This window comes from Dictyobacter halimunensis, assembly GCF_036245075.1.
This window is the reverse complement of record NZ_BSRI01000001.1, coordinates 398228-421395: the sequence shown is the minus strand read 5'-3', so window position 1 is coordinate 421395 and position 23168 is coordinate 398228. Positions and strand designations below refer to the sequence as shown.

Annotated in this window: 19 protein-coding genes; 8 read left to right on the top strand and 11 right to left on the bottom strand. The window is 53.9% G+C overall.

The genetic code is table 11. The annotated features are described in order from the left end of the window. Entirely contained in the window at positions 1 to 2022 is a 2022-nt protein-coding gene (locus AABA21_RS01795; RefSeq protein ID WP_338247217.1) for an APC family permease, read from the bottom strand. Between the two features lie 453 nt (positions 2023 to 2475). Here AABA21_RS01795 and AABA21_RS01790 point away from each other — a divergent pair, with 453 nt between their 5' ends. From AABA21_RS01790 to AABA21_RS01775, 4 genes are all read left to right on the top strand, one after another. Then, positions 2476 to 3786, top strand: a complete 1311-nt coding sequence (locus tag AABA21_RS01790; RefSeq protein ID WP_338247215.1) for a family 8 glycosyl hydrolase — start codon at positions 2476 to 2478, stop codon at positions 3784 to 3786. A gap of 251 nt (positions 3787 to 4037) precedes the next feature. After that, positions 4038 to 5072 carry a LacI family DNA-binding transcriptional regulator gene (locus AABA21_RS01785; protein ID WP_338247213.1) on the top strand — a complete coding sequence of 345 codons (1035 nt, stop codon included), beginning with the start codon at positions 4038 to 4040 and terminating at the stop codon, positions 5070 to 5072. A 27-nt stretch (positions 5073 to 5099) separates the two neighbouring features. Next, positions 5100 to 6095, top strand: coding sequence for an adenosine deaminase (gene add / locus AABA21_RS01780; RefSeq protein ID WP_338247211.1), 996 nt, complete (start codon positions 5100 to 5102; stop codon positions 6093 to 6095). Between the two features lie 138 nt (positions 6096 to 6233). Then, positions 6234 to 6587: a cupin domain-containing protein gene (locus tag AABA21_RS01775; RefSeq protein ID WP_338247208.1), complete on the top strand. Its 354-nt coding sequence runs from the start codon at positions 6234 to 6236 to the stop codon at positions 6585 to 6587. A gap of 96 nt (positions 6588 to 6683) precedes the next feature. Here the strand turns inward: AABA21_RS01775 and AABA21_RS01770 are convergent, their stop codons facing one another. From AABA21_RS01770 to AABA21_RS01735, 8 genes are all read right to left on the bottom strand, one after another. Next, positions 6684 to 6977, bottom strand: coding sequence for a GNAT family N-acetyltransferase (locus AABA21_RS01770; RefSeq protein WP_338247206.1), 294 nt, complete (start codon positions 6975 to 6977; stop codon positions 6684 to 6686). Positions 6978 to 7079: 102 nt separating this feature from the next. After that, positions 7080 to 9527, bottom strand: coding sequence for a TIM-barrel domain-containing protein (locus tag AABA21_RS01765; RefSeq protein WP_338247204.1), 2448 nt, complete (start codon positions 9525 to 9527; stop codon positions 7080 to 7082). A gap of 43 nt (positions 9528 to 9570) precedes the next feature. Further along, a complete protein-coding gene (locus AABA21_RS01760) occupies positions 9571 to 10470 on the bottom strand; it encodes a carbohydrate ABC transporter permease (RefSeq protein ID WP_338247202.1) in 900 nt (299 codons plus the stop codon). A 21-nt stretch (positions 10471 to 10491) separates the two neighbouring features. Beyond that, on the bottom strand, positions 10492 to 11376 hold the full coding sequence (locus AABA21_RS01755) for a carbohydrate ABC transporter permease (RefSeq protein ID WP_338247200.1): 885 nt from the start codon (positions 11374 to 11376) through the stop codon (positions 10492 to 10494). A gap of 143 nt (positions 11377 to 11519) precedes the next feature. After that, positions 11520 to 12881 (bottom strand): ABC transporter substrate-binding protein, encoded by a 1362-nt coding sequence (locus tag AABA21_RS01750; RefSeq protein WP_338247199.1) that lies wholly within the window; start codon positions 12879 to 12881, stop codon positions 11520 to 11522. Between the two features lie 85 nt (positions 12882 to 12966). Then, a complete protein-coding gene (locus AABA21_RS01745) occupies positions 12967 to 13323 on the bottom strand; it encodes a Rieske (2Fe-2S) protein (protein WP_338247198.1) in 357 nt (118 codons plus the stop codon). An 18-nt stretch (positions 13324 to 13341) separates the two neighbouring features. Then, positions 13342 to 14433: an amidohydrolase family protein gene (locus tag AABA21_RS01740; protein WP_338247196.1), complete on the bottom strand. Its 1092-nt coding sequence runs from the start codon at positions 14431 to 14433 to the stop codon at positions 13342 to 13344. A gap of 244 nt (positions 14434 to 14677) precedes the next feature. Then, complete coding sequence (locus AABA21_RS01735) at positions 14678 to 15589, bottom strand: DUF2785 domain-containing protein (RefSeq protein WP_338247194.1); 912 nt, start codon at positions 15587 to 15589, stop codon at positions 14678 to 14680. 412 nt (positions 15590 to 16001) lie between these two features. Here AABA21_RS01735 and AABA21_RS01730 point away from each other — a divergent pair, with 412 nt between their 5' ends. Beyond that, positions 16002 to 18050 (top strand): beta-galactosidase, encoded by a 2049-nt coding sequence (locus AABA21_RS01730; protein WP_338247192.1) that lies wholly within the window; start codon positions 16002 to 16004, stop codon positions 18048 to 18050. Positions 18051 to 18129: 79 nt separating this feature from the next. On the opposite strand, the gene AABA21_RS01725 is transcribed toward AABA21_RS01730, so the two are convergent. Further along, complete coding sequence (locus tag AABA21_RS01725; protein WP_338247191.1) at positions 18130 to 19068, bottom strand: phosphotransferase; 939 nt, start codon at positions 19066 to 19068, stop codon at positions 18130 to 18132. Between the two features lie 687 nt (positions 19069 to 19755). On the opposite strand from AABA21_RS01725, the gene AABA21_RS01720 reads away from it, so the two are divergent. Beyond that, on the top strand, positions 19756 to 20697 hold the full coding sequence (locus AABA21_RS01720) for an MFS transporter (protein ID WP_338247188.1): 942 nt from the start codon (positions 19756 to 19758) through the stop codon (positions 20695 to 20697). A 341-nt stretch (positions 20698 to 21038) separates the two neighbouring features. Here the strand turns inward: AABA21_RS01720 and AABA21_RS01715 are convergent, their stop codons facing one another. Then, positions 21039 to 21863, bottom strand: a complete 825-nt coding sequence (locus tag AABA21_RS01715) for an aldo/keto reductase (protein ID WP_420917123.1) — start codon at positions 21861 to 21863, stop codon at positions 21039 to 21041. Positions 21864 to 22219: 356 nt separating this feature from the next. Here AABA21_RS01715 and AABA21_RS01710 point away from each other — a divergent pair, with 356 nt between their 5' ends. Together AABA21_RS01710 and AABA21_RS01705 are read left to right on the top strand one after the other, a co-directional pair. Beyond that, positions 22220 to 22648, top strand: a complete 429-nt coding sequence (locus AABA21_RS01710; protein WP_338247184.1) for a VOC family protein — start codon at positions 22220 to 22222, stop codon at positions 22646 to 22648. Positions 22649 to 22808: 160 nt separating this feature from the next. Further along, a complete protein-coding gene (locus AABA21_RS01705) occupies positions 22809 to 23153 on the top strand; it encodes a hypothetical protein (RefSeq protein WP_338247182.1) in 345 nt (114 codons plus the stop codon). Positions 23154 to 23168 lie beyond the last annotated feature (15 nt).

Below are 23168 nucleotides of genomic sequence, written 5' to 3'. Positions count from 1 at the left end.
CTAAAGTGATGATAGATGCACCACCAGGTCCTGATCGGCGACTGATCCAGCGGGCACCAGGGATGCTTCCTGCTTGCCCAGCCGGGCGGCCTGTTCCGGCGACATGATCGTATCCTTTGGATGGACGGACTGCCAGACCTCGGCGATCGCCTGCTCTCCCTGGCGTCGATAGACGAAGCGGCAATCGATGTCGCGCTCGACCGCCTGTGCGTTGACACGTCCCAATATATCTTTGGCCTGTATATCATTGATGTGGGACTCTATCAGCCGGTATGGCTCGATATGCTCCTCGTCTTGTTGGGTGCCCAGATAGAGAAAAACAACGGGCTTTCGGCCATCGGGCGCCAGGGCCGCGTCGATGATGGCTTCGTTGGCCGGATCATCTGGTGTCAGTACAGCCAATACCTGTGCCGGGAAGTCTTTTTCGACGCCCGTCGTTAGCACGGCGACCCGGCCTTTCTTCTTTTCGCGGCGATAGTTGAAGTAGGCAATCGCCATACCCAATAGCGCGACTGAGCCACCGAACGCCGTGGCCAGCGGCTTGGCTACCAGGTTGGTACCCCATGCCAGCAGAACGAGACAGGTGGTCAGAATGCCCAGCACAAAATTGGGCGTTGAACGCGTCCAGGGACCCTCAATCTCTGGTTGCTGTGATGGCACTGGTTGTCTTTTCTGTTCCGCATTATCTTCTGGCTGGATATCTTTAAGGCTTGACTGCGGAGTACTTACCTGCTGCTCATTTTCCTGCGCATCTTCTTCCTGTGCCACTGCCTGTTCCAGCTCATGGGTATTATTGATCTTTGGGCGTAGTCGGGCGCGGATTTTGCGCGCCCGCCAGCGTACGATATCCATGCTGAGGCAGGTCAGAGAGAAGGCCCCCAGCAATCCGAAGGCATACATATCTCCCAGTATCCCGATATTGCCGTGTACCGCCAGCAAAACGGCGATCGGCACCAGCGTGGACAGCCCGATGGAAAAGTGGGGCGTTCCACGCAGTCGATTGCGTTGCAGCAGCCACTGTGGAAAGAACTCCATCTTTGAGAGCGCCAGGAAGACATGGTAGGAGCCGATAATGGCGGTATTGCTGGCGAAGATCAGGAGTGCACCGGCACTGATCGCTACCTCGGTCTGCAGAACCGGACCACCCCACTTGCCAGCCAGTAACGATATGATCTGGCTGGAGAGCACATCATTGGCGGCCGCCTGAGGAAGCAGGAGGGTCGAAAGCATGGTGAGCAATGGACTGGTGAAGCCGATGGTTAAAACGACCAGGAACAACGCGCTCCGCCCAACCTTGCTGCGAGGAAGCTTCATCACCGGGGACAGCTGAGAAATACTCTCCAGTCCTGAAAATGCCAGGAACGACCCCGCGAATCCAATCAGCAGCGTGACCGGAGTCATATGATGAGATGAGAACATCTGCGAGAAGAGGCTTAGAAACTGCGGCAAGGAAAGGTGGGTGAAGACTGTAAACAGGATCGCGACGTCGCTGAGAAAGGCGATGAGGGCCCCGACCATACTGACCTTCGCGCTCTCGCTCACACCGATCCAGTTTAAGATGCCCAGCAAGAGTAAGAACAGCAGGGTGATCCAGACCGTGATTGGAAAGCCGATGACTACATTCTGGGGTCCGAGTGCAGGCATGACCACGCTCAAGTAGAGTACACCTGACAGACAGCTGATCGCCGCCGTGAGAAAATAGTCGACCAGAATAAACATGCCTCCCAGCGCCCCAAACCAGCGATTAAGCGCGCGGGCCGCCACTGTTACCACACCGCCGCCCTGAGGAAAGCGATATGTCACCTCGACATATTTAAAGGTCAATAAAATAAAGACGACCATAGTCAGGAAGACAAAGAAGCCCGACAGTGCATTCACTGTCTTATAGAGAATGCCTGGAACGTAATAGATAGATGTACCGATATCGGCGAACACCACAGCCCAGCAGAGCCAGGGTCCCAGTTGTCCCCGCGTTGTTTCCTGTTCGCCTGAAGCATGAGAAGACGATGATTGCTGCGGCATAATCGATCGAGCTCCTTTTCATGATAGATTTTAGACAGATAGAAACAAAGATTTGAAATGGAGAAGTAGGCGCACTTTTAATCTATCTTTAGTACGGGCCAAATGTTGAGTTCGCTTCGATAGCCATTTAGAGAATGAGTGAGGAGTATTTCAGCATTTTCCGTCATCTCCTATTCAGTAGTTCGTTATTTTTTATTCACTGTACTGTTTATTTATATTCGCTTTTTAAGCCCATCAATGCTCACCATATAACAAAACCTCCAATTACGTTGACAAATAACGATATTGCGTGGTACAAATGCAGAAGAGAATATGGCAAGCGCTTGCCAGAAAATAACCAGTAGTAATTCTGTAAGAGTGTATGATGGCGCAAGTAGGCTTTATGGATTGGGCCTGTGCTGTGTGATAGGAGATCAATTGAGATCTCTGATAAAAGAAAGGCAGGGATGACGATTGAAGCAGTTGATATTCTCTAAATACTGGAAAAAAAAGATCCCTCTGGTAGGGTTCCTCTTGATAGCAGCGGTGCTGTCAACCACAAATTCTTTTATGCAGGCGCATGCGTCCAGTTCCGCTTCAGCAAAAGCCGCCCCAGCAGGGGCTTTTTACACCAGGCAGTATCGCAACCTCTTCGCGGAAAACGGCCATAGTCAGAAGGATATTCAGAGCAAACTGGATGCAGCCTGGATGCAGCTATTCTATGGCGACAACAATACCCAGCGCGTCTACTATCCGGTCGGAACCAATATGGCTTATATAGAAGACATTGGCAACCAGGATGTGCGTACAGAAGGTATGTCGTATGGCATGATGATTGCGGTCCAACTGAATAAGCCGCAGGAGTTCAATCGTTTGTGGACCTGGGCCAAAACGTATATGTATCAGACCAGCGGCGATTATAAAGGATATTTTTCCTGGCACAATAAGACTGACGGAACCGTGATCGATGCCAATCCCGCTTCGGATGGGGATCAGTGGTTTGCCATGGATCTGTTCCTTGCCGCCGGACGTTGGGGCAATGGGACTGGTATCTATAATTATCAGGCGCAGGCACAGTCGATCCTGCACAATATGTTGCATCATGGCAACGTCGGCGTCTCTACGAATATGTTTGATCTTCAGCAGAAGCAGGTTGACTTTGTGCCTTCGGGAACGGCCGCGACCTACACCGATCCATCCTATCACCTGCCGGCTTTTTATCGCCTCTGGGCACTCTGGGCCAGCGAAGACAATCGGTTCTGGGCGGACGCCGCGACGACCAGTATAAAATACTTCAAAAAGACTACCAACGCACAGACCGGTCTCGCGCCGGATTATTCGAACTATGATGGTACGCCGGTCAATCAGGGTGGGCATGGTGATTTTCGCTTCGATGCCTGGCGTGTGGCTAGTAACGTTGCCCTGGATTACTCGTGGTTCGCAACCGATCCCTGGGAGGTATACCAGAGCAATCGGCTGCAAAACTTCTTCGCCAGTCAGGGGGCGTACGACTCCACCAATCATATGTATCACTATGGTAACCAGTACTCGCTCACCGGCACTGAACTTTCCCAGGACCATTCTGGTGGACTGGCGGCCATGAATTCCGTTGCCGGTCTGGCAGCGATGGATAAGCAGTCCAAAAACTTTGTCGATGAGGTATGGAATATGCCGATTCCCAGCGGTCAGTGGCGCTACTACGACGGCATGTTGTACATGCTTTCTCTGTTAGAGGATAGTGGCAATTTCCGCATCTACGCGCCTCATTCAGTTCATCAGCGCTAATTCGTGCGCTAACGTGGTTGAATGATAAGGCGATTGGCTTTAACCCGCAACCCCGACATCGACCGACAGCACCGATCGATGTCGGGGTTGCTTTGTGATGGCCTACAGAGCTCAAGATCAACTGCGTTTGATGCTCGACTGAATTTTCAATCCTTCCTAAAACAGAGCTTTTGCGTACTTGACAGCAGCAGTTGTTTCTATTATACTTCCAATAAGTTATACGTATAACTTATTGGAAGCGAAAGGGTGTTATGGGAGAAGAGTCAACTGATAGTGGATCGCGTGGTGCGCCGACCAGCATAGATGTGGCGCGGCGGGCGGGAGTTTCGCAGGCCGCTGTCTCGCTTGTGCTGGGAGGGAAGGCCGCTGGACGCGTGGGGAAGAAGAGCCAGGAGGCGATCCTGCGCGCGGCCAAAGAGTTGGGATACGCGCCTAATAGCGCGGCGCGTACATTGCGGTCGGGTCGCTCTCAGGTGATCGCACTGGTGGTGCCAGATGTCAATAATCCTTTTTTCGCTGCTGTGTTTGAAGGCGCGGAGTGCGCGGCCAGAAAAGAGGGTTACTCGGTTATTTTGATTACCCTCAAGGATATTCAGGACTGGCAACAGCTTATCAATAAAGCCTTCACGACGTACGCGGTCGAGGGTTGGGTGCTCTATACCATGCGCGTACCTACCGCTCCTCTGCAAGAACTGTTGCGCGATAAAGCCATTCTTGTTGACGGCTTCACGAATGAGATGCCCTCTCTTCTGCTCAATATCGCACATGGGATGTCAGATATGATGCAGCACCTTATCCAACTGGGGCATACACGCATTGCTCACCTGGCGGCCGCGCCTGATGATGAAACGTTTCTGCTGCGTCATCGCGTCTATCGAGAACAGCTTCAGCAGCACAAGATTCCCTACCGGGACGACTACCAGGTACGATCGGCCTTTACGTTGGAGTCCTCTTACCAGGCGGCGTATCAGTTGCTTACGCTGAAGGATGCGCCTACCGCCATCGTGTGTGATAGCGATATGTTAGCGGCTGGTGTTTACCAGGCGGCTCATACATTGCATCTCACCATTCCGGCAGATGTGTCGGTAACTGGTTTTGATGATAGCCTGGTGAGCCGCATTCTTGTGCCGCCACTGACCACGGTTGCGATCCCTACACAAACACTGGGTGAGCAGACGATCGCCTTGCTTCTGAGCGTATTGGAAAAGAAACAGGCTCCCTATTTTGACTCGCTACCTCTATCGCTGGTAGTGCGAGGCTCAACAACAACCATCGCAGATAAATAAAAATTGTATTGCAAGGAATTACGCAGGATGAATATACAGGCCTACCCGAAAGTTGAACTTCACCATCACCTGGACTGCTCATTGAGCTACAAGGTTGTGCACGCCATTGATCCCACCGTCACCGAAGAAATCTATCACCGCGACTTTACCGGGCCGGTAAAGTGCACCAATCTGGTGGATTTTCTAGGTCGCACCTTCAGGGGAATTGCGCTCATGCAGACTCCAGAGCACTTACGCATGGTCGTTGATGACGTAATGGGTCAGCTCAAGCGCGACAATGTTCTCTACGCGGAACTTCGTTTCGCGCCTCTACTGCATACCCAGCAAGGTATGTCACCCGAAGAGGTCGTGGAAGTCGTCAACGAGGCGCTCACCAACGCGATCTCCACCACTGGTGTGGAAGCCCGGCTCATCCTATGTACCCTGCGCCATTTTGACGCCGATGAAAGCATGCATACCGTACGCCTGGTCGAGCAGTTTCAAGGCACCAATGTGGTCGGGCTGGATATAGCGGGCGACGAGGCCGGCTATCCACTGGACGAACATATCGCAGCCTTTGAATACGCGGCCGATCAGGGCATCTTTCGCACTGCGCACGCTGGCGAGGCCAGGGGGGCCGAGAGCGTCTGGGAAACGCTGGAATATCTGCAGCCGACACGTATCGGCCATGGAGCCAGAAGTATCGAGGACCCAGCCCTGATTGAAAAGCTACGCGAGGAACAGATCCATCTTGAGCTCTGTCCCGCCTCCAACCTCCAGACCAACATGTATGATACCTATATCGATCACCCCATTAATCGGCTCTATCAGCATGGCGTGTCAATGAGCGTCAATACAGATAATCGCACGATTACCCCGGTCACCCTCAAGCAGGAGTATGAGCATCTTCACCAGCATTTTCAGTGGGGTAAAGAACATTTCCTGCAATGCAACCTCCACGCATTGCGGTCCTCTTTCCTGCCTGAAGAGACCAGAAACACTCTGGTGGAACGCCTGCAAAGTCTATATGCTAACTGCGATTGAATGGATTGCTAGAGCAGGCAACAATATAATCTGATGACGTGTACATGTATTACCTGGCATGGTAAGCTAGTTAGGTAGAAATCTGACTGTTGTGGGTTGCCTCAAGCGTTTACAGAAAAGAGGAAGACCATGGCCAACATGCAGACAAAAAGTCTCAACACGCCAGATGAAGTCAGAACCTTGCCCAAAACGAAAATAGAAGTGATTAACGTTGGCGAGCTTTCCCTTATGAAATTGACCTTTGAGCCAGGATGGCGCTGGTCAGAGCACGTCAAACCGACCGTTGGCACCAATAGCTGCGACGTACCGCATTTCAACTACGGCCTCTCTGGTCGTCTCCATGTAAGAATGGACGATGGAACCGAAAGCGAAATCGGGCCAGGAGACGCGCAACTACTGCCCCCTGGCCACGATGCCTGGGTGGTGGGTGATGAACCATACGTAGGGCTTGACTTTCAGGGTGGCTACCTCTACGGTAAAGCCGCTTACTAGCCACGGAGAGTCGTAAAAAGCAAAAGCCACAAGGAAAGAGCAAACGTCGTGGATGCTGCAGCATCCACGACGTTTGCTCTTTCCTTGTGGCGGAGGTTATTGGTTTGTCTTGTCGACCAGGGATTGGTATTCAGGGTGTTGTTGGATGTAGTTGTCGACGAATGGACAGGATGGGATGACGGTTAGATGCTCGGTGCGGGCGTCTTCCAGAGCAGTATGGGCCAGGCTGCTGCCGAGGCCGTGATGTTCGAGTTCGGAGGGGACCTCGGTGTGCTGGTAGACGATGCGCTGTCCGTCGCGCTCATAAGTGAGTACCGCTAACTGATCGTCGAGATGTATTTCGTAGCGCTGCTCGGCTGTATTGTTGGTGACCTCTGGTTGCTTGCTCATGATCTCTCCTAATCTCTCTTCCACGAAAATGTTTACTGTTGGAAACATTTTCGTGGAAGGTTCCATTCCCAGGCTCCAAAGGCATCGCAGCCATGTTTATGGTTATTCTGGTGAGACCGTTGCGCTGGCGCTGTAGACGAGCCGGGTCTCGCTTATGCTACCATTGATGTGCCAGCGGATTGTCCAATTGCAGGGACGCTGTCCATCGATGGCGAGTTGCCATTGCTGATCAGTGATCTGGCTTAATTCCAAAATGGTGGCGTTTCCCTGGTGGTCCCAGACGATAGAAGTCGTTGTTCCGGTTCCTGGATACACCTCGAGGGTAATATCACTGGGAACGCTTGAGCCGATAAACTGCAGCTCGGGTCCCAGTGGGAGAATGCTACCCGCTTTGACATAGAGCGGAATGGTATCCAGCGGCGCCTGACGCGTGATGTAGCGGCCGCCGGTGAGGCGTTCGTCGGTCCAGAAGTCGATCCATTCACCCTGCGGCAGGTAGAGGTGGCGCGCGACCGGTTCCCTATCTTCGCTGAAGATGGGCGCGACCAGCAGACTATCGCCGAGCATATAGCTATCATCAATCAGTGCTGTGCCGGGATCATCGGGGAACTCAAGCAGTAGTGGACGCAGCATCGGCAGCCCCTCTTTATGCGTTTGCCAGCCCAGGCTGTAGAGATAGGGATTGAGACGTATACGTAAACGTGCGTAGCGCTTGAAATTTTCCAACGCCTCTGCGCCGAACTCCCAGGGCTCGCGAGGCGTGGTACCGTGGGCGCGCGTAAGGGGAGAGAGCATGCCGAACTGCGTCCAGCGCATGTAAAGCTCGGGTGATGGCGAGGGACCATAGAAGCCGCCGATGTCATGGGACCAGATGCCGGGCGCGCTGAGCGCGTAGCTCAGTCCGCCACGCAGGGTGGTACGCATCGACCAGACATCGGTTTTGGGATCGCCGCCCCACTGGGCCGGATGGCGCTGAATGCCCGCCCAGCCCGAGCGCCCCCAGATCATGCCCGGCTGGCTGTTCTCTTCCAGGATGACCTCGTGGACTGCCTCATTGTAGAGCAAAGGATAGAGATTGTGCAGGGTCGCGCCATCCATACCGTTGTAAGCTATGGCCTCGCGCGGAACCGCCTCACCAAAGTCGGTCTTAAAGCAGGCGACGCCCGCCTGTAGCAGGGGACGATGCAGGTCCTGCCACCATGAGCGGGCGGCCGGATTGGTGAAGTCGAGGATGGCGCGGATATTGCCATCGGCGGGCGGTGATCCGAAATCGCCGCTGATCGGCTCGCCATCAGCACCTTTCAAGAAGTAGCCCGCATCCTTCGCCTCCTGAAATCGTCGGGCATGCGACGAGACATAGGGCAGTTCCCACAGCGAGATCTTGAAGCCCTGCTGATCGAGCTGCCGAATCATCTCGGGCAGATCAGGAAAGTTCTCGTCGCTGGGCACAAAGTCGCACGAGAGATTGGGACGCTCGAGCCAGGCCGGATCGAGGTGGAGCACATCGCAGGGAATCTCTTCTTCGCGCAGGCGCCTGGCGACCTCTTCGACCTCCGCCCGATTCTGGTAGCGGCAACGAGAGAGCCAGACGCCGAAGGCCCAGCGTGGAATCATCGTGGCCCGTCCTGTCAGCATGGTATATCCGGCCAGGATAGATTTGGGAGTCTCGCCAAAGATCACGTACAGGTCCAGCACCTCTTCGCTGACCTGGACGCGGGCAGATCGGCCCGATGTAGTGCCCAGGCGCACCTGGACCGCTGTGGGTGTGTGGAAGAAGAGTCCATAGTGCTCAGAGGAGAGCAAGAAGGGGATATTTTTGTATGCCGCATCCGTGGTTGTACCCCAGGCATCCTGCGTCCACAGCGTCAGGCTGCGACCGCGCTGATCGAAGCCGTTGAAGCGCTCTCCCAGGCCATAGAGATGCTCATCGGGGGCCAGACTCCACGTCCAGTACGCCTCTGGCTTCTCCTCAGCAGAGGTGGTAGCGATGCCGGGAGGAGGAGTACACAGCAGACCATGTACATCCCGATCATCGGTGGCTGTTGACCAGCTATAGCGGCTGTCCTGCTGCGTGATAGAGAAGGCGAACGGATCGTGCTGCAATCTGAAGCGCAAACCTTCCAGTGTGATGACGACCGTCTCTGCCTTCTCCTCTATCACGGGTAGTGAGGAGAGCGGCGCAGACGCAACGCTGTCAGGTTGTAGCATTGTGAAGTCTCTTGGTTGCTCCAACTGCGTAGGAGGCCCGAGACGCAGGCGCACGCAGGATGGTGAGATGACTTCGACACGCAGGGCCAGATCCTCCTCAATATGCTTCTCGAATGGCAAGATATCTGGTGGTCGATTGGGCACATTGGTAGACGTGATCTGATCTGACAACGACTCATTGCTCAGAATGATGGGGCGCAGATCATCGCCTAGATTGCGAAACGGAATCGTACCCAACGTAGCCTGAAACCCCCCCTCAAGCGCGGTAACCGTGCCAAGCTGGCGGGCAAACTTGCCATCAGTCTGCAATAGACGTTGAATCAACTGAGCAGGAAGCTGCATATGTTTCTCCCACTAACAAAAAATCTAAGAATGACAAGACATATTAACCTTTGAGCGCGCCTGCAGTCAGGCCGGAGACCACGCGTCGTTCTAGCAACATGATCAGGATGACCAGTGGGATTACCGATAAGACCGTGGCTGCCGAGAGAATGGCGAAGTTGGTCGTAAACTCGGTCTGGCTGATGGTCACGATGCCGACTGGCAGCGTATACGTTTTGGTGCTGGTATAGTTGAGAGCGAAAAGGTATTCATTCCAATTGCCGACAAAGACAATGATGGCGGTCGCGAACAGTCCTGGGACGGTCACGGGCAAGATGATCTGGATAAATGCCCGAAAGCGCGACAGGCCATCGACTATGGCGGCCTCCTCAAGCTCGACTGGCACGTCCTGGAAGAAGGCCATCAGGATCAACACCGCCAGCGGCAGGCCAAAGACAGAATAGGGAAGGATCAGGCCCGGCAGCGTATTCAACAGATGCAGGCTGTGCAGAACCTGGTAAATGGGAATAACCTGGACCAGTGGAGGGAAGAGTGAGAAGAAGAGCACCACTAACAGAATAATCCCCTTCCAGCGAAAGCGCAGCCGCGCAAAGGCATAGGCCGCCAGCGTCGCCAGCACCATTGTGATGATCATCGAAACACTGGCCGTAATCAGGCTATTGACGTAATAGCGGCCGATCTCGCCCTGCAGAGCCTCTACATAGCTGCTGAACGTCGGATGCGCTGGCAGCAGCGGTGCCGGGACCGCTGTAGTCTCCTGAGGCGTCATCAAAGAGGTAGCCAGTGCCCAGAGCATGGGAAAGAACTGGATCAGCAGGATGAGTGCGGAGACGATATAAATGATCGTACTAGTCAGAAAGAACAGAGGTCTGCGCGGCGGCTTTATTCTCACCGGACCGGGTTGCTCCTGCCGCTGGTGCTCTGCTTGTAGTGTCTGTGCCATAGGTTACAATCCTCCCAACATTTAGCTAACACCAGGACGGTACAGGGTACGCAGGTAGACGATGATAAAGGCGAAGGTAATCAGCATCAGCACGATAGCGATATTCGAGCCATAGGGAAAATCGCCGTATTGCTGAATCTGCAGGTTGATGTAGAGTCCCAGGTTCTGGGTAGAGGTGCCAGGCGCGCCGTTGGTAAAGGCGCTGATCAGGTCAAAAGCCTGCAGCGACTCGATGGTGCGCAGTACTAGCGTTACCACCAGGGTCGGACGTACTAATGGCAGTGTGATGCGCCATAGCGCCTGCCAGGAGGATGCACCATCTACGCGTGCCGCCTCGATTGTCTCCTCCGGAACGGCCTGCAGACCGGCCAGCACCAGCAGTGCTACCAGTGAATTGGCCTTCCATATCGCCAGTATGTAGATCAGGGTGACCGCCAGCGGAGCCGAGCCGAGCCAGTTGATCAGGTGTGCGTGATCGATGATATGGAGCCGCAGCAACAGACTGTTTACCAGCCCATATTGATCATTAAAGATATAGGCCCAGATGACTGAATTGGTCGCAGTTGGAATGGCCCATGGCAGCAGGATCGCCGTACGCACCAGCCAACGACCACGAAACTTCATATTCGCGAATAGCGCCAGCGCCGTACCAAAGATCATTTGCCCCGCCACCGTAATCAAGCTGAAGAGCAGCGAGAATCTCAGGGCGCCCCAGAACTGAGCATCATGGGCCAGGCGCACATAACCATCCAGGCCGGCCAGCGACATACCCAGGCCGAATGAGCCGCCTTTGTGGAACGAGTACCAGATGGTGCTTACCGCTGGATAGACGCCCATCGCCAGCAGCGCGATCAGGACCGGTGCCAGCATTGCCCATGCCAGTCGTTCCTCTCGGCGTTCCAGCATACTCCTCTTTGCGCGTGAACGAACTACCGCCATATACGTTGCAATCCTTTTTCTCTGTATGGATAGACGTGAAATAGATCATCCCCTCAGGGATCGAAGGGTGCAGGAGGGCTGGCTGCCCTCCTGCCAGGCTAACGGGGCGGTTAAGCCAGGGATGCAACCTGCGATTGCACACCATGCAGCGCGTCGGCCGCCGACTGCTGATTGCTGAGAACGCCATTGATGGCGGCCTGCAGTGGAGTCGTAAACTGGTTATAGGTTTTCAATTGTGGACGATTATGACCACTGTTCAGGATCGTTGCCAGGTCCTTGAATTGTGGGCGCTTGCTTTGCAGCGCAGGATCGCTGAGTACATCGGGGCGCGTCGAGACCAGTCCGGCGTTCTGCGCCATTGAGGTCTGCGTCTCCTTGCTGAGCAAGAAATCGATAAAGGCCCAGGCCTCATCTTTATACTTTGAGTTGGCGTTGATGCCTAGCACCCAGCCGCCCGTGCAGCCCTGCCCTTTGCTGCCATTGAGGGCCAGTGTAGGAGCGATACCCACCTTGCCAGCTACCTTTGAGCTCTTGGGGTTATTAGCCAGCGCGTAGGCAAAGGTCCAGTTGCGCATGAAAGGAGCCTGTCCATTGTTGAACAGGTTGAGGATATCGTTTGGCGCGTACGTATTGGTACCGGTCGGCGACAGCTTCTTACTGTAGATCAGATCGTGCATATATTGGAGCGCATCGATGCTAGAGGTATCGTCGACCTTCAGGCTGCCCGGATTGCCGATGTTGCCGCCAGCGCCCCATAGGAGTTCTAGCCACTCATCGACGATAGCCTCGATCTTCTTGCCCGGCATCAAGTAGCCATACTGAATACCATTGGCCTTCTCGCCGGCCAGAATCTTTGCCGCCATGGCCTCCATATCCGCCCGCGTCTGTGGTACCTGTCCACCATACTTCTTCACCAGATCGGTCCTATAGTAGAGCAGGCCGATGTCCAGGTAGCGCTGGATGCCATAGATCTTGCCGTCGATTTTGGCCACGTTGCCCGCGCTGGGATAGAACTGCTTCAAATAATCGGCGGAGGCATACTTATCGAGGGGCTCCAGCCAGCTGGATCCGGCGAACTGGGCCGGCCACGTCACATCGATATGAACGACGTCGGGCACCTCGGATTGAGCCCGGAAGGCGCTGACAAACTTGCTGTATTGATCGGTCGCCACTGGTGGCAACTGTTGATACTCGACCTTGATCTTGCCCTTGTGCAGATCGTTGAAGCGAGCGATCTCGGCTGTCTGCTCACCGGTCTGATCGCTCAAGGCCGCGTACTGAATCGTGACCGGACCATTAGGTTTAGCTGAAGAAGAGCTATCGTCACCGCACGCCGCCAGCAAGGGGCCGAGCACGGTCGCACCTACGCCAGCCTTCACGCCATTGCCGAGGAGCGTACGGCGTGTCAGCTTCTGCGTTGAAACAGGATCTGTCTCGCGAGCGTTTATGGGCTGCTGAGGAAGGATTCCCATAAATGATATCCGCCTTTCCTTTGCGCCAGGAGATTCTGGCTGCCAGAGAAATGATAAAGAAATAATGACGCAATAATGGAGATGATTAAATCTCCAGATAGATTTCCTGGTTATCAACCTTCACGGGATAGGTGCGTACCCGGTATTTATCGGGTTCGGTAAGGCAGGCGCCCGTTGTAACGTCGAAGGCAAAGCCATGCCAAGGGCAGCGAATAATTTCGCCGGCGCGTGCAATGCAGAACTCTTCGCCCGGCTGTGTGGCTTCGGTCAAACCCACCAGTAAGCCCTCGCTAAGAGGGCTCCGCTGGTGGGGGCAGATGCCATAGATGGCATAGAACTCATCTTGCTCACTATGGACCACCACAACTGGAATATTTTTGACGGTATAGCTGCGTTTCTCGCCGCGAGGAACATCTGTCTCGTGGCAAACATGGTACTGCATCTATTCTCAAACCCCCTTCTAGTCTTCAAAGCCAAAGAGCTCGCGCGCATTATCATAGAAGATCTTCTGCCGCAGATCGGCAGGCAGGCCACGCGGCACAGACTCCTCGGGCGAATCGAAGTCCCAGTGGGGATAATCGGTAGCGAAGACCAGCAGCTTATCAGTCTCCAACATCTCATGCAGGCGCAGCCAGTTTTCCACACTGGTATCCTCGGTTGGCTGCGTCGAGAACTTCACGCGCTCACGGATATATTTCGAGGGGAGTTGTTTGACCCAGGGCACTTCAAGGTGGAGGGAGCGATAGTTCTGGTCCATGCGCCACAGCAGGTGCGGGAGCCAGCTATAGCCGCTCTCCAGCACGCAGAAGCGCAGCGTGGGAAACTTATCAAAGATGCCATTGACGACCAGGCTAGTCAGCGTCGCCATGGCGCCCTGTGGCACATTGATATGCCACTCGATATAGTAGCGTCCCTTGCCCAGCGCGCTCTCCACAGCGCCCGTGTGATGGAAGGCCACCACCAGATTATGGCGTGCGGCGGCCTCAAAGATGGGATGGTAGAAAGGATCGCCATAGGACCACTGTCCAATCGGTAGCAGGACCTGCGCAAAGCGGGGATCATCGCCCAGGCGATCGATCTCGCGCGCCGCCGCCTGAGGATCTTGCGGGGCCAGCTGGATGCTAGCGCGCAAACGAGGATCGCGAGCTAGCCAGTGATCGATCACAAAATTATTGTAGGCATTGGCCAGCGCGGTCGCGAACTCAAACTGCATCGGCATCACCGCCGGCATGAATTGTCCGGTTAAGATGCCATACTTGATGGGGTAGAGGTCCAGCACCTGCTCGCGCAGCAGTTCTAAGCTTGATCCAGCTGGTGAGCCATCGGCTGGCTGAGAATCGCCACGGTTCACGCCGTGACTGGCCCAATGCACATGAGGATTACCAGTGCCCTGCCAGGCGCCATTGGTAATCAGGCCGCGCCATGGCTCCTTCAAGTAAGGCACCAGGTCGGTCCATTTTGTAAACGTCTCATGAATATCCGTATCGATGATCGGACCCGTATACTTCGACCCACCAGTGGATTGACGGTTAGAGGTATCAGTGGTCGTCATTGCTTGCATCCTTTCACTCTAAACACTTTCACCTCCATTGTACCCTATAACATCCCTCCAACATCCGCGGAGCGTGAAACGTCTTCTACTCGTCTAGTTGTCCAAACATAAAGAATCGCGCTTACCTGGTTAGCAAGCTCGACCCTCTATGTCGATAAAGTTGATTTATTTAGTCAACATAGGATGTTCTCTTTATAGTAACGCTTATTGACAGAGTTGTAAAGGGTGCAAGCAGCCTGAATAATTATGTTAGATTCTCGGTACGGATATCGGGATCAAGAATTTTGATTACATCGGCCGAGAAGAAGCCTGGATCGAGCCGATTCAGGGTCTGCCTGATCGTCTCGACCAGCTCTGGTACGCCGCGCATCTTATAGCCAGCAATGGTCAATTGAAAATACAGGGCATGCAGGAATAGTTTTGTATTGTGGTAGGCATTGATATCGGGAGGCTGTGCGAAGCGTACAGTGTTTTCCCAGTGCATACGTTCTTCTACCTGGGCCATCTGCCGGCCCCACCAGGACCAGAAGGTAGGCGAGAGAATATCACGTGTCAGAGCGGCGATAACGACCAGCGCCAGGCGCTCCTCCTCCAATGTCATATAGCCGTAATCGGTTGGCAGCGTTACACGTTCGGCGAGGGCGGCCATCATGCGCTTGAGCTCTGTGTCACCAAGATGGCGATTGCGGGCTAGCACACCCAGCAGGTCACCGGCGTGGGCCAGTGCGTGCAGCCAGCCCTTGCCGGTGACGTAGCCACGCAGATCCTGCTCGCTCACCAGGTAGCTGATGGCCTGTTCTAGAATGCCGTGGACTTCGCTTCTGGCCAGAAAGGGATGGCTGTTATCGTATTTGAGGATATCGGAGAGGGTCAGGGCCGAGAAGGAGCGCAGCAGCACCGTATCGTCTCCCTGCTTGCCCATATCGTGGCGCATATTCTCGGCCAGTTGCATAACCATCGAGCGCAGCTGCGTGTGGGTATACAGGCCCTCTTGAATCCAGTTTTCGAGTGTAGAGTAGATATAGTAGTCGCGCAACTCGGGATCGGGATCGCCCAGCAGGCTTAATAACTCGGGCGTTAGCTGTTCAACGCTATAGCCAGCCGGAACCTGAAATTGATTAAGCGCGATTGAGCGCCAGAATGCTTTGTCCACCATAAACCTTTACTTCTATTTCCATGCCTGCCAGGGGCTGGAGAGCTATGTGCTCCCATTGACCGCCAGGCAGACAATAATTTCTCATGTACAAGGCCATTTTATCTTTGCCAGCAGACAGAGACAAGGTCTTTTGTGGACAGAGCAATAGGGATTGCATCCTAGAGGGAGTGTTTAGATGTGACCCTACAGGAGCGGTTGCCAGCACCTCACATCATTGTTGCGGCGTCTCTGCCAATCATTATAGCATGACCATCTCTACGCCCTGCCATGCACATGGCAGCCAGATTTGTATTTACAGCTTATACTGAAAAAAACGCTATTAAGCAGACGCGAGATCCGAACAAACGGGGGACATTTTCGAAGGCGAAGGAGTAATCGGACGCGCGGTCCGAACATATGGAAGGGTGGAGCTATGGGGTACTATCAAGCGGGACAGCGGGGAGGTGGACTCAGGTTTTCCGCTGCTTTTTATGGGGGGGACTACAATCCAGAGCAGTGGATGGGGGATAAGAACTGGCGCGAGATCTGGCAGGAGGATGTGCGCCTGATGAGCAAGGCTGGCGTGAACCTGGTTTCGCTGGGAATCTTTAGCTGGGCGGCGCTACAGCCGGCTGAGGATCGCTTTACCTTTGAGTGGCTGGACGATATCTTTGAGATGCTGGCGGAACAGCAGATTGGAGTCTGTCTGGGGACCGCTACGGCGGCCCAGCCGTCCTGGTTGTCGGCGGCCTATCCAGAGGTCCTGCCGATGGATGAGAAGGGGATGCGACACAAGCCCGGCGTGCGCCTCAACTACTGTCCGACCAATGAGGACTTTCGCCGCCTGAGCCAGGAACTGGTGCGCAGGCTGGCTGAACGTTATGGAGATCATCGCGCGCTGCGGCTCTGGCATGTCAGCAACGAATATGGTCCGACCTGCTACTGTGAGAATTGCGCAATGCGCTTCCGCGACTGGCTGAAGCTGCGCTATGGGCGATTGGAAGAGCTCAATCGCCGCTGGATTACGTCCATCTGGAGCCGCACTTACACTGATTGGGAGCAGGTGCGGCCACCCAGCAGCATCGGCGAGCATAGCCTGCCAGCTCTACAGATTGACTATCAACGTTTCCTGTCAGATATGAACCTCGAAGGGTATCTGGGCGAGGTCGCCATACTGCGTGAGGTCACGCCGCATGTGCCGGTGATGACCAACTTCCACGGTCTGACGCGCTACATAGACTATTTTGCCTGGGCGCCACACCAGGATATCATCAGCTGGGACTCGTATCCGCGCCACAATGCCACCCCCGATATGGCCGCCTTCCATTTTGACCTTATGCGCAGTCTGAAGTCTGGTCAACCATGGCTGTTGCTGGAGCAGACCTCCAGCCAGGTGCAATGGCACCAGGAGAATCCGCTCAAGCGTCCGGGCGTGATGCGCTTGCAGAGCTACCAGGCGCTGGCGCACGGCTCAAACTCCGTAATGTTCTTTCAGTGGCGACAGGCGCGGGGTGGCCGGGAGATGTATCATGGCGCCATCGTCAGCCATACCGGTCATGAGCATACGCGTGTCTTTCAGGAAGTGGCGCAACTGGGTGCGGAGCTCAAGTTGCTGGAGCCCGCCCTGCTGGAGACGCATATGCAGGCGCGCGTCGCACTGATGATGAGCTGGCCCAACTGGTGGGCGGTAGAGAATCGCCACACGCCCAGCCGTTACTTCAATTATATTGCGGAGCTGCAGCACTACTACAGAGCCCTATGGCAGCGCAACATCGCCGTTGATATTATATCGCCCGACCAGCCACTGGATAGCTACCAGCTGGTGATCGCGCCCCTGTTGACCATGGTGAGCGAGGAGCAAGGCGCGGCCATCGAGCAGTATGTCAAAGAGGGGGGCACCTTCTTGACCACCTACTTTAGTGGCATGGTCGATGAGAGCCATCGCGCCTGGCTGGGCGGCTATCCTGGCCCCCTACGGCGTACACTGGGTATCTGGGTGGAAGAGTTTGATCCGTTGCCCCCAGGAAAGATGAACACCCTGTTTTGTCTGAGAGAGACGGATGATTGGAATGGCACCTATAGCTGTGAGCATTGGTGTGATATCGTGCACCTGGAAGGGGCGCAGGCGCTCGCCGTCTTCGGACAGGATTTCTACGCTGGCTGGCCCGCGATTACTGAATATCATCATGGCCTGGGCCAGTCATTCTATGTCGCCACCCGGCCAGATGCGGCGGGGGTAGATATGTTGATAAATATGCTGCAGAGCCGTCTGGGACTGAGAGCGCCTCTGCTGGTTCCACCAGGCGTTGAGGTCACGTGCCGCGAAGGCAAGCTGACCGCCTACTTCTTGCTCAATCATCTGCCCGAGACACAGATGATCATGTTGCCGGAACCCATGCGCGATGTGCTTACCCGGCGCGTCTATGAACAGGATATACAACTCTCACCCCTTGGCGTCGCCATCCTCATCCCTGCATATTAAAGAAGAAGATCACGTATTGGTCCGGATGACGTCTTCCGACGTCCTGGGTGGACGTCGGCGCTCACCCACACGTAATCGGTTAGATCAGGGAGGATAAGCGGATATCGGGTAGGCCATATTTCCAATACAGCAGATTGGTCTCAACCATCTCCTCACCTGGATGGTATTGCTCCCAGTTGAGCATGGTCCAGAGTGGCTGCGTCAGACCCGTATGGGTGAATGCCGCATCTAGATGCGTCAGTTCATAGTCCGAAAAGGGGCGAATGCTCTGGTAGCCGGAGAAGAGGGATTGAAACAGCTCGGGATCAAAGCAGGCCCAGTAATCAGAGCCCTCGGGTGCATCCACAAAGCAGAATCCCAACACCGTCATGGCAAAGTCCATGATGGCCGCGCCCACGCCGATCTCTTGCCAGTCGACAAAAGCAACCAGCCAGTAGCCATCAAACAGACAATTGGTCGTATCCAGGTCACCATGGACGATGCTTTGTGGAAATGTCTCAGGTTGAAAATCGCTCAGTGAATGAACGATGCGCAAGGTCTGTTGCAGACGCTCAGGTCCATAGAGCTGAATAGCACTATGCAGAGATCTTGATATATAGCTTGCATCCAGCCAGTGGGGTTTGGTGGGTAAGTTCTGGCTGGGAACGAGATGGAGTCTGGCTAGTTGGGCGCCAATAGCCTGACTAACCTTTTGTGATGGCTGTGGCATGGATCCTGGTAGCCGGGTCAGTACGACCGCGTCGCAATCGGGGCTATGATAGAACTGGTTGCCATCGGGTGCCGACAGGTAGTATGCGCTGGCGGTAAAATGGTATTCCTGCAGGCGTTGCAAAAATGGCAGACCATCTAAGACTTTTTGTAAGGGAGAGTTTGTGATGATCTTGAAGAGATAACCACCAGATGGTGTGCTCGCCAGATAATTGTCATTGGTGCCGCTGGTGCGCTCAAAGTCTATGACGGGTCCCAACGCAAAGTGCGTGGCAATAGCGGTCAGTTTCTCTTCCAATGTACGCGGCATCTTTTTCCCTCCTCATGATTGCCAGGCTGATAGTGATCGCCAGGTAGCGCTCATTTTTGTATCATGTGCGTTTTCCAAAGAAACATTGATGTGCTATAATTGTATGACGAAAGGAATTTATTGTAATCTCCAGCCGAGAGGCATTTTCATATACAGGGCGCCAAATAAAGCGAATCGATCGCGCCCGATGTTGTATATATGGCCTCTCTTGTGGGTATTCTACCCCTTTCCTCTGGCTTCCCAGGGCATAATGTGATGCGGGAAGCATGTGAAATCTAAACAGCTGCATTCATTTTGTGGAATGCCCTTTTTTAGAGAAGAGGAGCTGGCAAGCTGCCGAACAGGTATGCTACCAGCTCCTCTTCTTTTTTTGTTTGTCAGGAGGAATTTCATGTATAGATGGAAGGACCAGCTGGGCTTGCCAGAGACGCAGGGACGGTATGGTTTCTTAGTGGTATTGGTCATCGACGCTCTGGGAGCGGGATTGTTTATACCGCTCTCAATCCTCTATTTTCAGGTCACGACTGACCTTCCCTTGCCGATTATCGGGCTGACCCTGACCTGTGCGACCGTCTGCGCGCTGCCGGTATCGCTAATTACTGGCAGCCTGGTAGATCGTTTTGGGGCGCGACGGATAACCGCCATCAGTCAGTTGATCCAGGCGATTGGCTTTTGGGCTATCTCTTTGTGCATACGGTGCCTGTCTTTTTCATCATGGCTCTGCTGGTCACGGCTGGCGGGAGGATCTTTTTCGCGGCCAGCGCGTCGCTCATCGTTGATATTGCTACTCCCCGTGAACTGGCCCGCTGGTTCGGACTGGTCGGAGTCATACGCAATGTCGGGCTAGGGATTGGTGGTTTACTGGCAGGCATTGTGCTGGCAACGCATAATCCAGATATCTACCATATGCTGATTAGCGCAAGTTCCCTCTGTTACCTGCTGGCTGCGAGCCTGTTGCTGCATTTGTCAGAACCAGGGCAAAGAGACTATGAGCAGGTAGAGAAGGTGCCGTATAAAGCTATTCTTCAGCATCGCCAGTTCATCTTTTTTTTGATCAGCAGCATCTCTTTTCCTCTCTGTTCGATGATGCTGGCAACGGCCTTCCCGGTCTATGTAACCGAGGCTGTACACGCTCCTGACTGGTTGCCTGGTCCGGCTTTGTTGCTCAATTCACTGCTGGTGATCGGCTGTCAAACGTTTATGGTGCGTTTAATGGAGCCATTCCGCCGTACCAGAACCCTTGGATTGGCTGCTCTTATGTGGGGGATCTCGTGTGGTTGTTTTGCCCTGGCGCTATTTATACCTCCTTTCCTGGTGGTTCCTTACCTGTTTCTGGTAGTAGCTATTCATACACTGGCATCCATATTGTATGGGCCGACCACCAGTTCGCTGGTCGCCGACCTTGGTCCTGTAGCCCTGCGTGGACGTTACCTGGCAACGTATGAGTTCTCATGGGGCGTCGCCAGCGCATTGACCCCGGCTTTATTCTCGAACCTCTATGTCGTGACGCCATCGCTGCCGTGGCTCTTCCTGGCGGCACTGGTATCTGTGTCAGGAATGAGCCTGCTCTGGCTTGAGCGGCGATTGCCTGCACGGGTAGTGTGGGCAAAAAAGCAGGACAGTATATAGCTGCCATGCACGCCTTTTCCCGCCCGGGTTCTCCGCATGTGCGAGTTCACGCCGACTTTCTCTGTTTTTGCATCGGACGCCCATGTTCGGGTGTACGCCAGCTTCCTAGCGCTGGCGCATCAGGTGCATGCCAGCTTCCCTCTGTTGTTGCAACGAGTGGACATGTGCGAGTTTACGCTAACTTCCCAGTGTTGTTGCATCGGATGCACGCCGACTTTCCTCTGTTGTTGCATTGGGTGCGCATTAGCGCACCCAATGCAACAACAGAAAAACAAGGGCGGCCGCGTATGCGGCCGCCCGAACGGAGGCTATCACGTCCCGAAAAAAAGTGTGTCTGACACCTAAAAATTGAAGTTGTCTGGATCGGCGCCGGTGCGCTCGTTGCGGTTCAGACCATCCAGTCGCTGTACGTCTTCGTCAGAGAGTGTAAAGTCGAACACGTTGGCGTTCTCACGGATGCGCTCGGTGTGGATGGATTTCGGGATGGTCACAATGCCATGCTGCAGATCCCAGCGCAGGATGATCTGTGCCGGTGACTTGTGATATTTTTTGGCCAGCTCGTCCAGTACTGGAAGGTTATGCTTGCCTGCGATCAGAGGACTCCAGGCCTCGACCTGGATGCCTTTCTGCTGGCAGAAGTTGCGTAGCTCAACCTGGCTGAGCAGTGGATGCAGCTCGATCTGGTTGACGGCTGGCACCACTTCGCTGTTCTCCAGCAGGTCATTGAGGTGGTGGACATGGAAGTTACTGACGCCGATCGCGCGTACGCTACCATCGCGGTATAGCTTCTCCATGGCTTTCCAGGTATCTTTATACTTGCCCTTGACCGGCCAGTGGATCAGGTACAGATCGATCACATCAAGGCCCAGCTTCTTGCGGCTCTCATCAAAGGCGCGCAGAGTCGTATCATAGCCCTGATTAGAGTTCCATACTTTCGTCGTGACAAAAAGCTCATCACGTGATACGCCGCTCTGCTTGATGGCGGTGCCCACACCGGTCTCATTGCCGTACGCGGCAGCCGTATCGATCGAGCGATAGCCGGTCTCCAGAGCATCACGTACTGCGTTGATGACCTCGTCACCCTCTTTAGTCTGGAAGACGCCAAAGCCAAGCCAGGGCATCTGAATGCCATTATTAAGTTTTGTTGTATCAGTAATATGTTGAATATTGGTCAAAAGTCTGGTCCTCCTGAATGTGTATTAGGGAGAGACAAGCCTGTTGAAGAGCACACAAATACTCCGACATTGTCCATTTATATTTTCCCAATGTGTCTTACTCTTACACAAACACTTTCTCTCATTGTATTTATTCCCAACTATATATAGATACGAGCCAGAGCCCGTTCTGGAGTCAGTAGAGAAAGAAGTCTTTTTTTCGTGGGAACGAAATAAATATGATTAATGTCTTGCTTTTCTGCCTGATAATGGGTATAAATAAATGGTCAATTGCTTGACAGGAGTATTTTTTCGTGTTCAACTCATAGAAGAGAAGATATTCATGTCGATCAGAAAGGATCACTGTAATGCTTACTGGTATCGGACATCTCGCATTTTACATTTCCGACCTGCAGAAGTCACTGGATTTTTATTGTCAGAAGCTGGGCCTGAAAGAGGCCTTCAGGCTTGATCGTGAAGGTACACCGTCGCCCTGGATCGTATATCTTCAGGTTTCACCAGGTAATTTTATTGAGCTATTTCCTGGTGGTGCCGGTGAGAATCGGCCGCGTGGACAGAACGTTGGCTACAATCATCTCTGCCTGCTGGTTGATGATATGGCGGCAACCCTGCAGGAGCTCAAAGGGCGGGGTGTAGAGATTACCGGCGAAGCCAAGCAAGGTATAGATCATAACCTGCAGTACTGGCTTAACGATCCCGATGGCAATGCCATCGAACTGATGCAGATCGTCAGCGATTCGCCACACGCGCAGGCCGATGCGCGCTGGCAGGCCTGATTTGTGATGTAGCGGGTAGCTGCGACAATTGCTGATGGCGGATGAAAACGTGCGGGAATGCATACATCTTGTCCTCTATCGATGGCCGGTGAGCGTGTAGGGCTTAGGCGATCGAGTTTGTGAAGCGTGCTCATGAAGATATTTCACAGGAGGCCTGCTGATGTATTTAGAAGATATTCTCAGCGTATGTTTGCAAGGGCTCAACAGCCGCTATCCCGATCATGTCATCGATATCAACCTGGAGATTATGACCCTCGCTAATATTGATACCAGGGGATGGAAGGCGGATGAACTGATCAAGCACCTCGATGAGAATGCTCCCCATTTTCTACAGAAGATGGCGCGTATGATCATAAATAGTTGTGAGACAACCATTTACCTACTAGACATCTCGGAAGAGACGCCAGCCCTCTGGCTCCATTGTCAGGGGAGATTGCCGCCTTGCCATGAACATTCCAGCAATGCGCAAAAAGCCGGTCGGCAAAATATGACGGTGAACTTGTAAGATAGCTGTTTATAA

Excerpts from the sequence above, each read along its gene's own strand:
- AABA21_RS01725 (WP_338247191.1), bottom strand. The coding sequence starts at position 19,068 with ATGCCGCGTACATTGGAAGAGAAACTGACCGCTATTGCCACGCACTTT.
- AABA21_RS01760 (WP_338247202.1), bottom strand. The coding sequence starts at position 10,470 with ATGGCACAGACACTACAAGCAGAGCACCAGCGGCAGGAGCAACCCGGT.
- AABA21_RS01710 (WP_338247184.1), top strand. The coding sequence starts at position 22,220 with ATGCTTACTGGTATCGGACATCTCGCATTTTACATTTCCGACCTGCAG.
- add (WP_338247211.1), top strand. The coding sequence starts at position 5,100 with ATGAATATACAGGCCTACCCGAAAGTTGAACTTCACCATCACCTGGAC.
- AABA21_RS01735 (WP_338247194.1), bottom strand. The coding sequence starts at position 15,589 with ATGGTGGACAAAGCATTCTGGCGCTCAATCGCGCTTAATCAATTTCAG.
- AABA21_RS01755 (WP_338247200.1), bottom strand. The coding sequence starts at position 11,376 with ATGCTGGAACGCCGAGAGGAACGACTGGCATGGGCAATGCTGGCACCG.
- AABA21_RS01785 (WP_338247213.1), top strand. The coding sequence starts at position 4,038 with ATGGGAGAAGAGTCAACTGATAGTGGATCGCGTGGTGCGCCGACCAGC.
- AABA21_RS01775 (WP_338247208.1), top strand. The coding sequence starts at position 6,234 with ATGCAGACAAAAAGTCTCAACACGCCAGATGAAGTCAGAACCTTGCCC.
- AABA21_RS01740 (WP_338247196.1), bottom strand. The coding sequence starts at position 14,433 with ATGACGACCACTGATACCTCTAACCGTCAATCCACTGGTGGGTCGAAG.
- AABA21_RS01745 (WP_338247198.1), bottom strand. The coding sequence starts at position 13,323 with ATGCAGTACCATGTTTGCCACGAGACAGATGTTCCTCGCGGCGAGAAA.
- AABA21_RS01795 (WP_338247217.1), bottom strand. The coding sequence starts at position 2,022 with ATGCCGCAGCAATCATCGTCTTCTCATGCTTCAGGCGAACAGGAAACA.
- AABA21_RS01750 (WP_338247199.1), bottom strand. The coding sequence starts at position 12,881 with ATGGGAATCCTTCCTCAGCAGCCCATAAACGCTCGCGAGACAGATCCT.
- AABA21_RS01705 (WP_338247182.1), top strand. The coding sequence starts at position 22,809 with ATGTATTTAGAAGATATTCTCAGCGTATGTTTGCAAGGGCTCAACAGC.
- AABA21_RS01730 (WP_338247192.1), top strand. The coding sequence starts at position 16,002 with ATGGGGTACTATCAAGCGGGACAGCGGGGAGGTGGACTCAGGTTTTCC.
- AABA21_RS01770 (WP_338247206.1), bottom strand. The coding sequence starts at position 6,977 with ATGAGCAAGCAACCAGAGGTCACCAACAATACAGCCGAGCAGCGCTAC.
- AABA21_RS01765 (WP_338247204.1), bottom strand. The coding sequence starts at position 9,527 with ATGCAGCTTCCTGCTCAGTTGATTCAACGTCTATTGCAGACTGATGGC.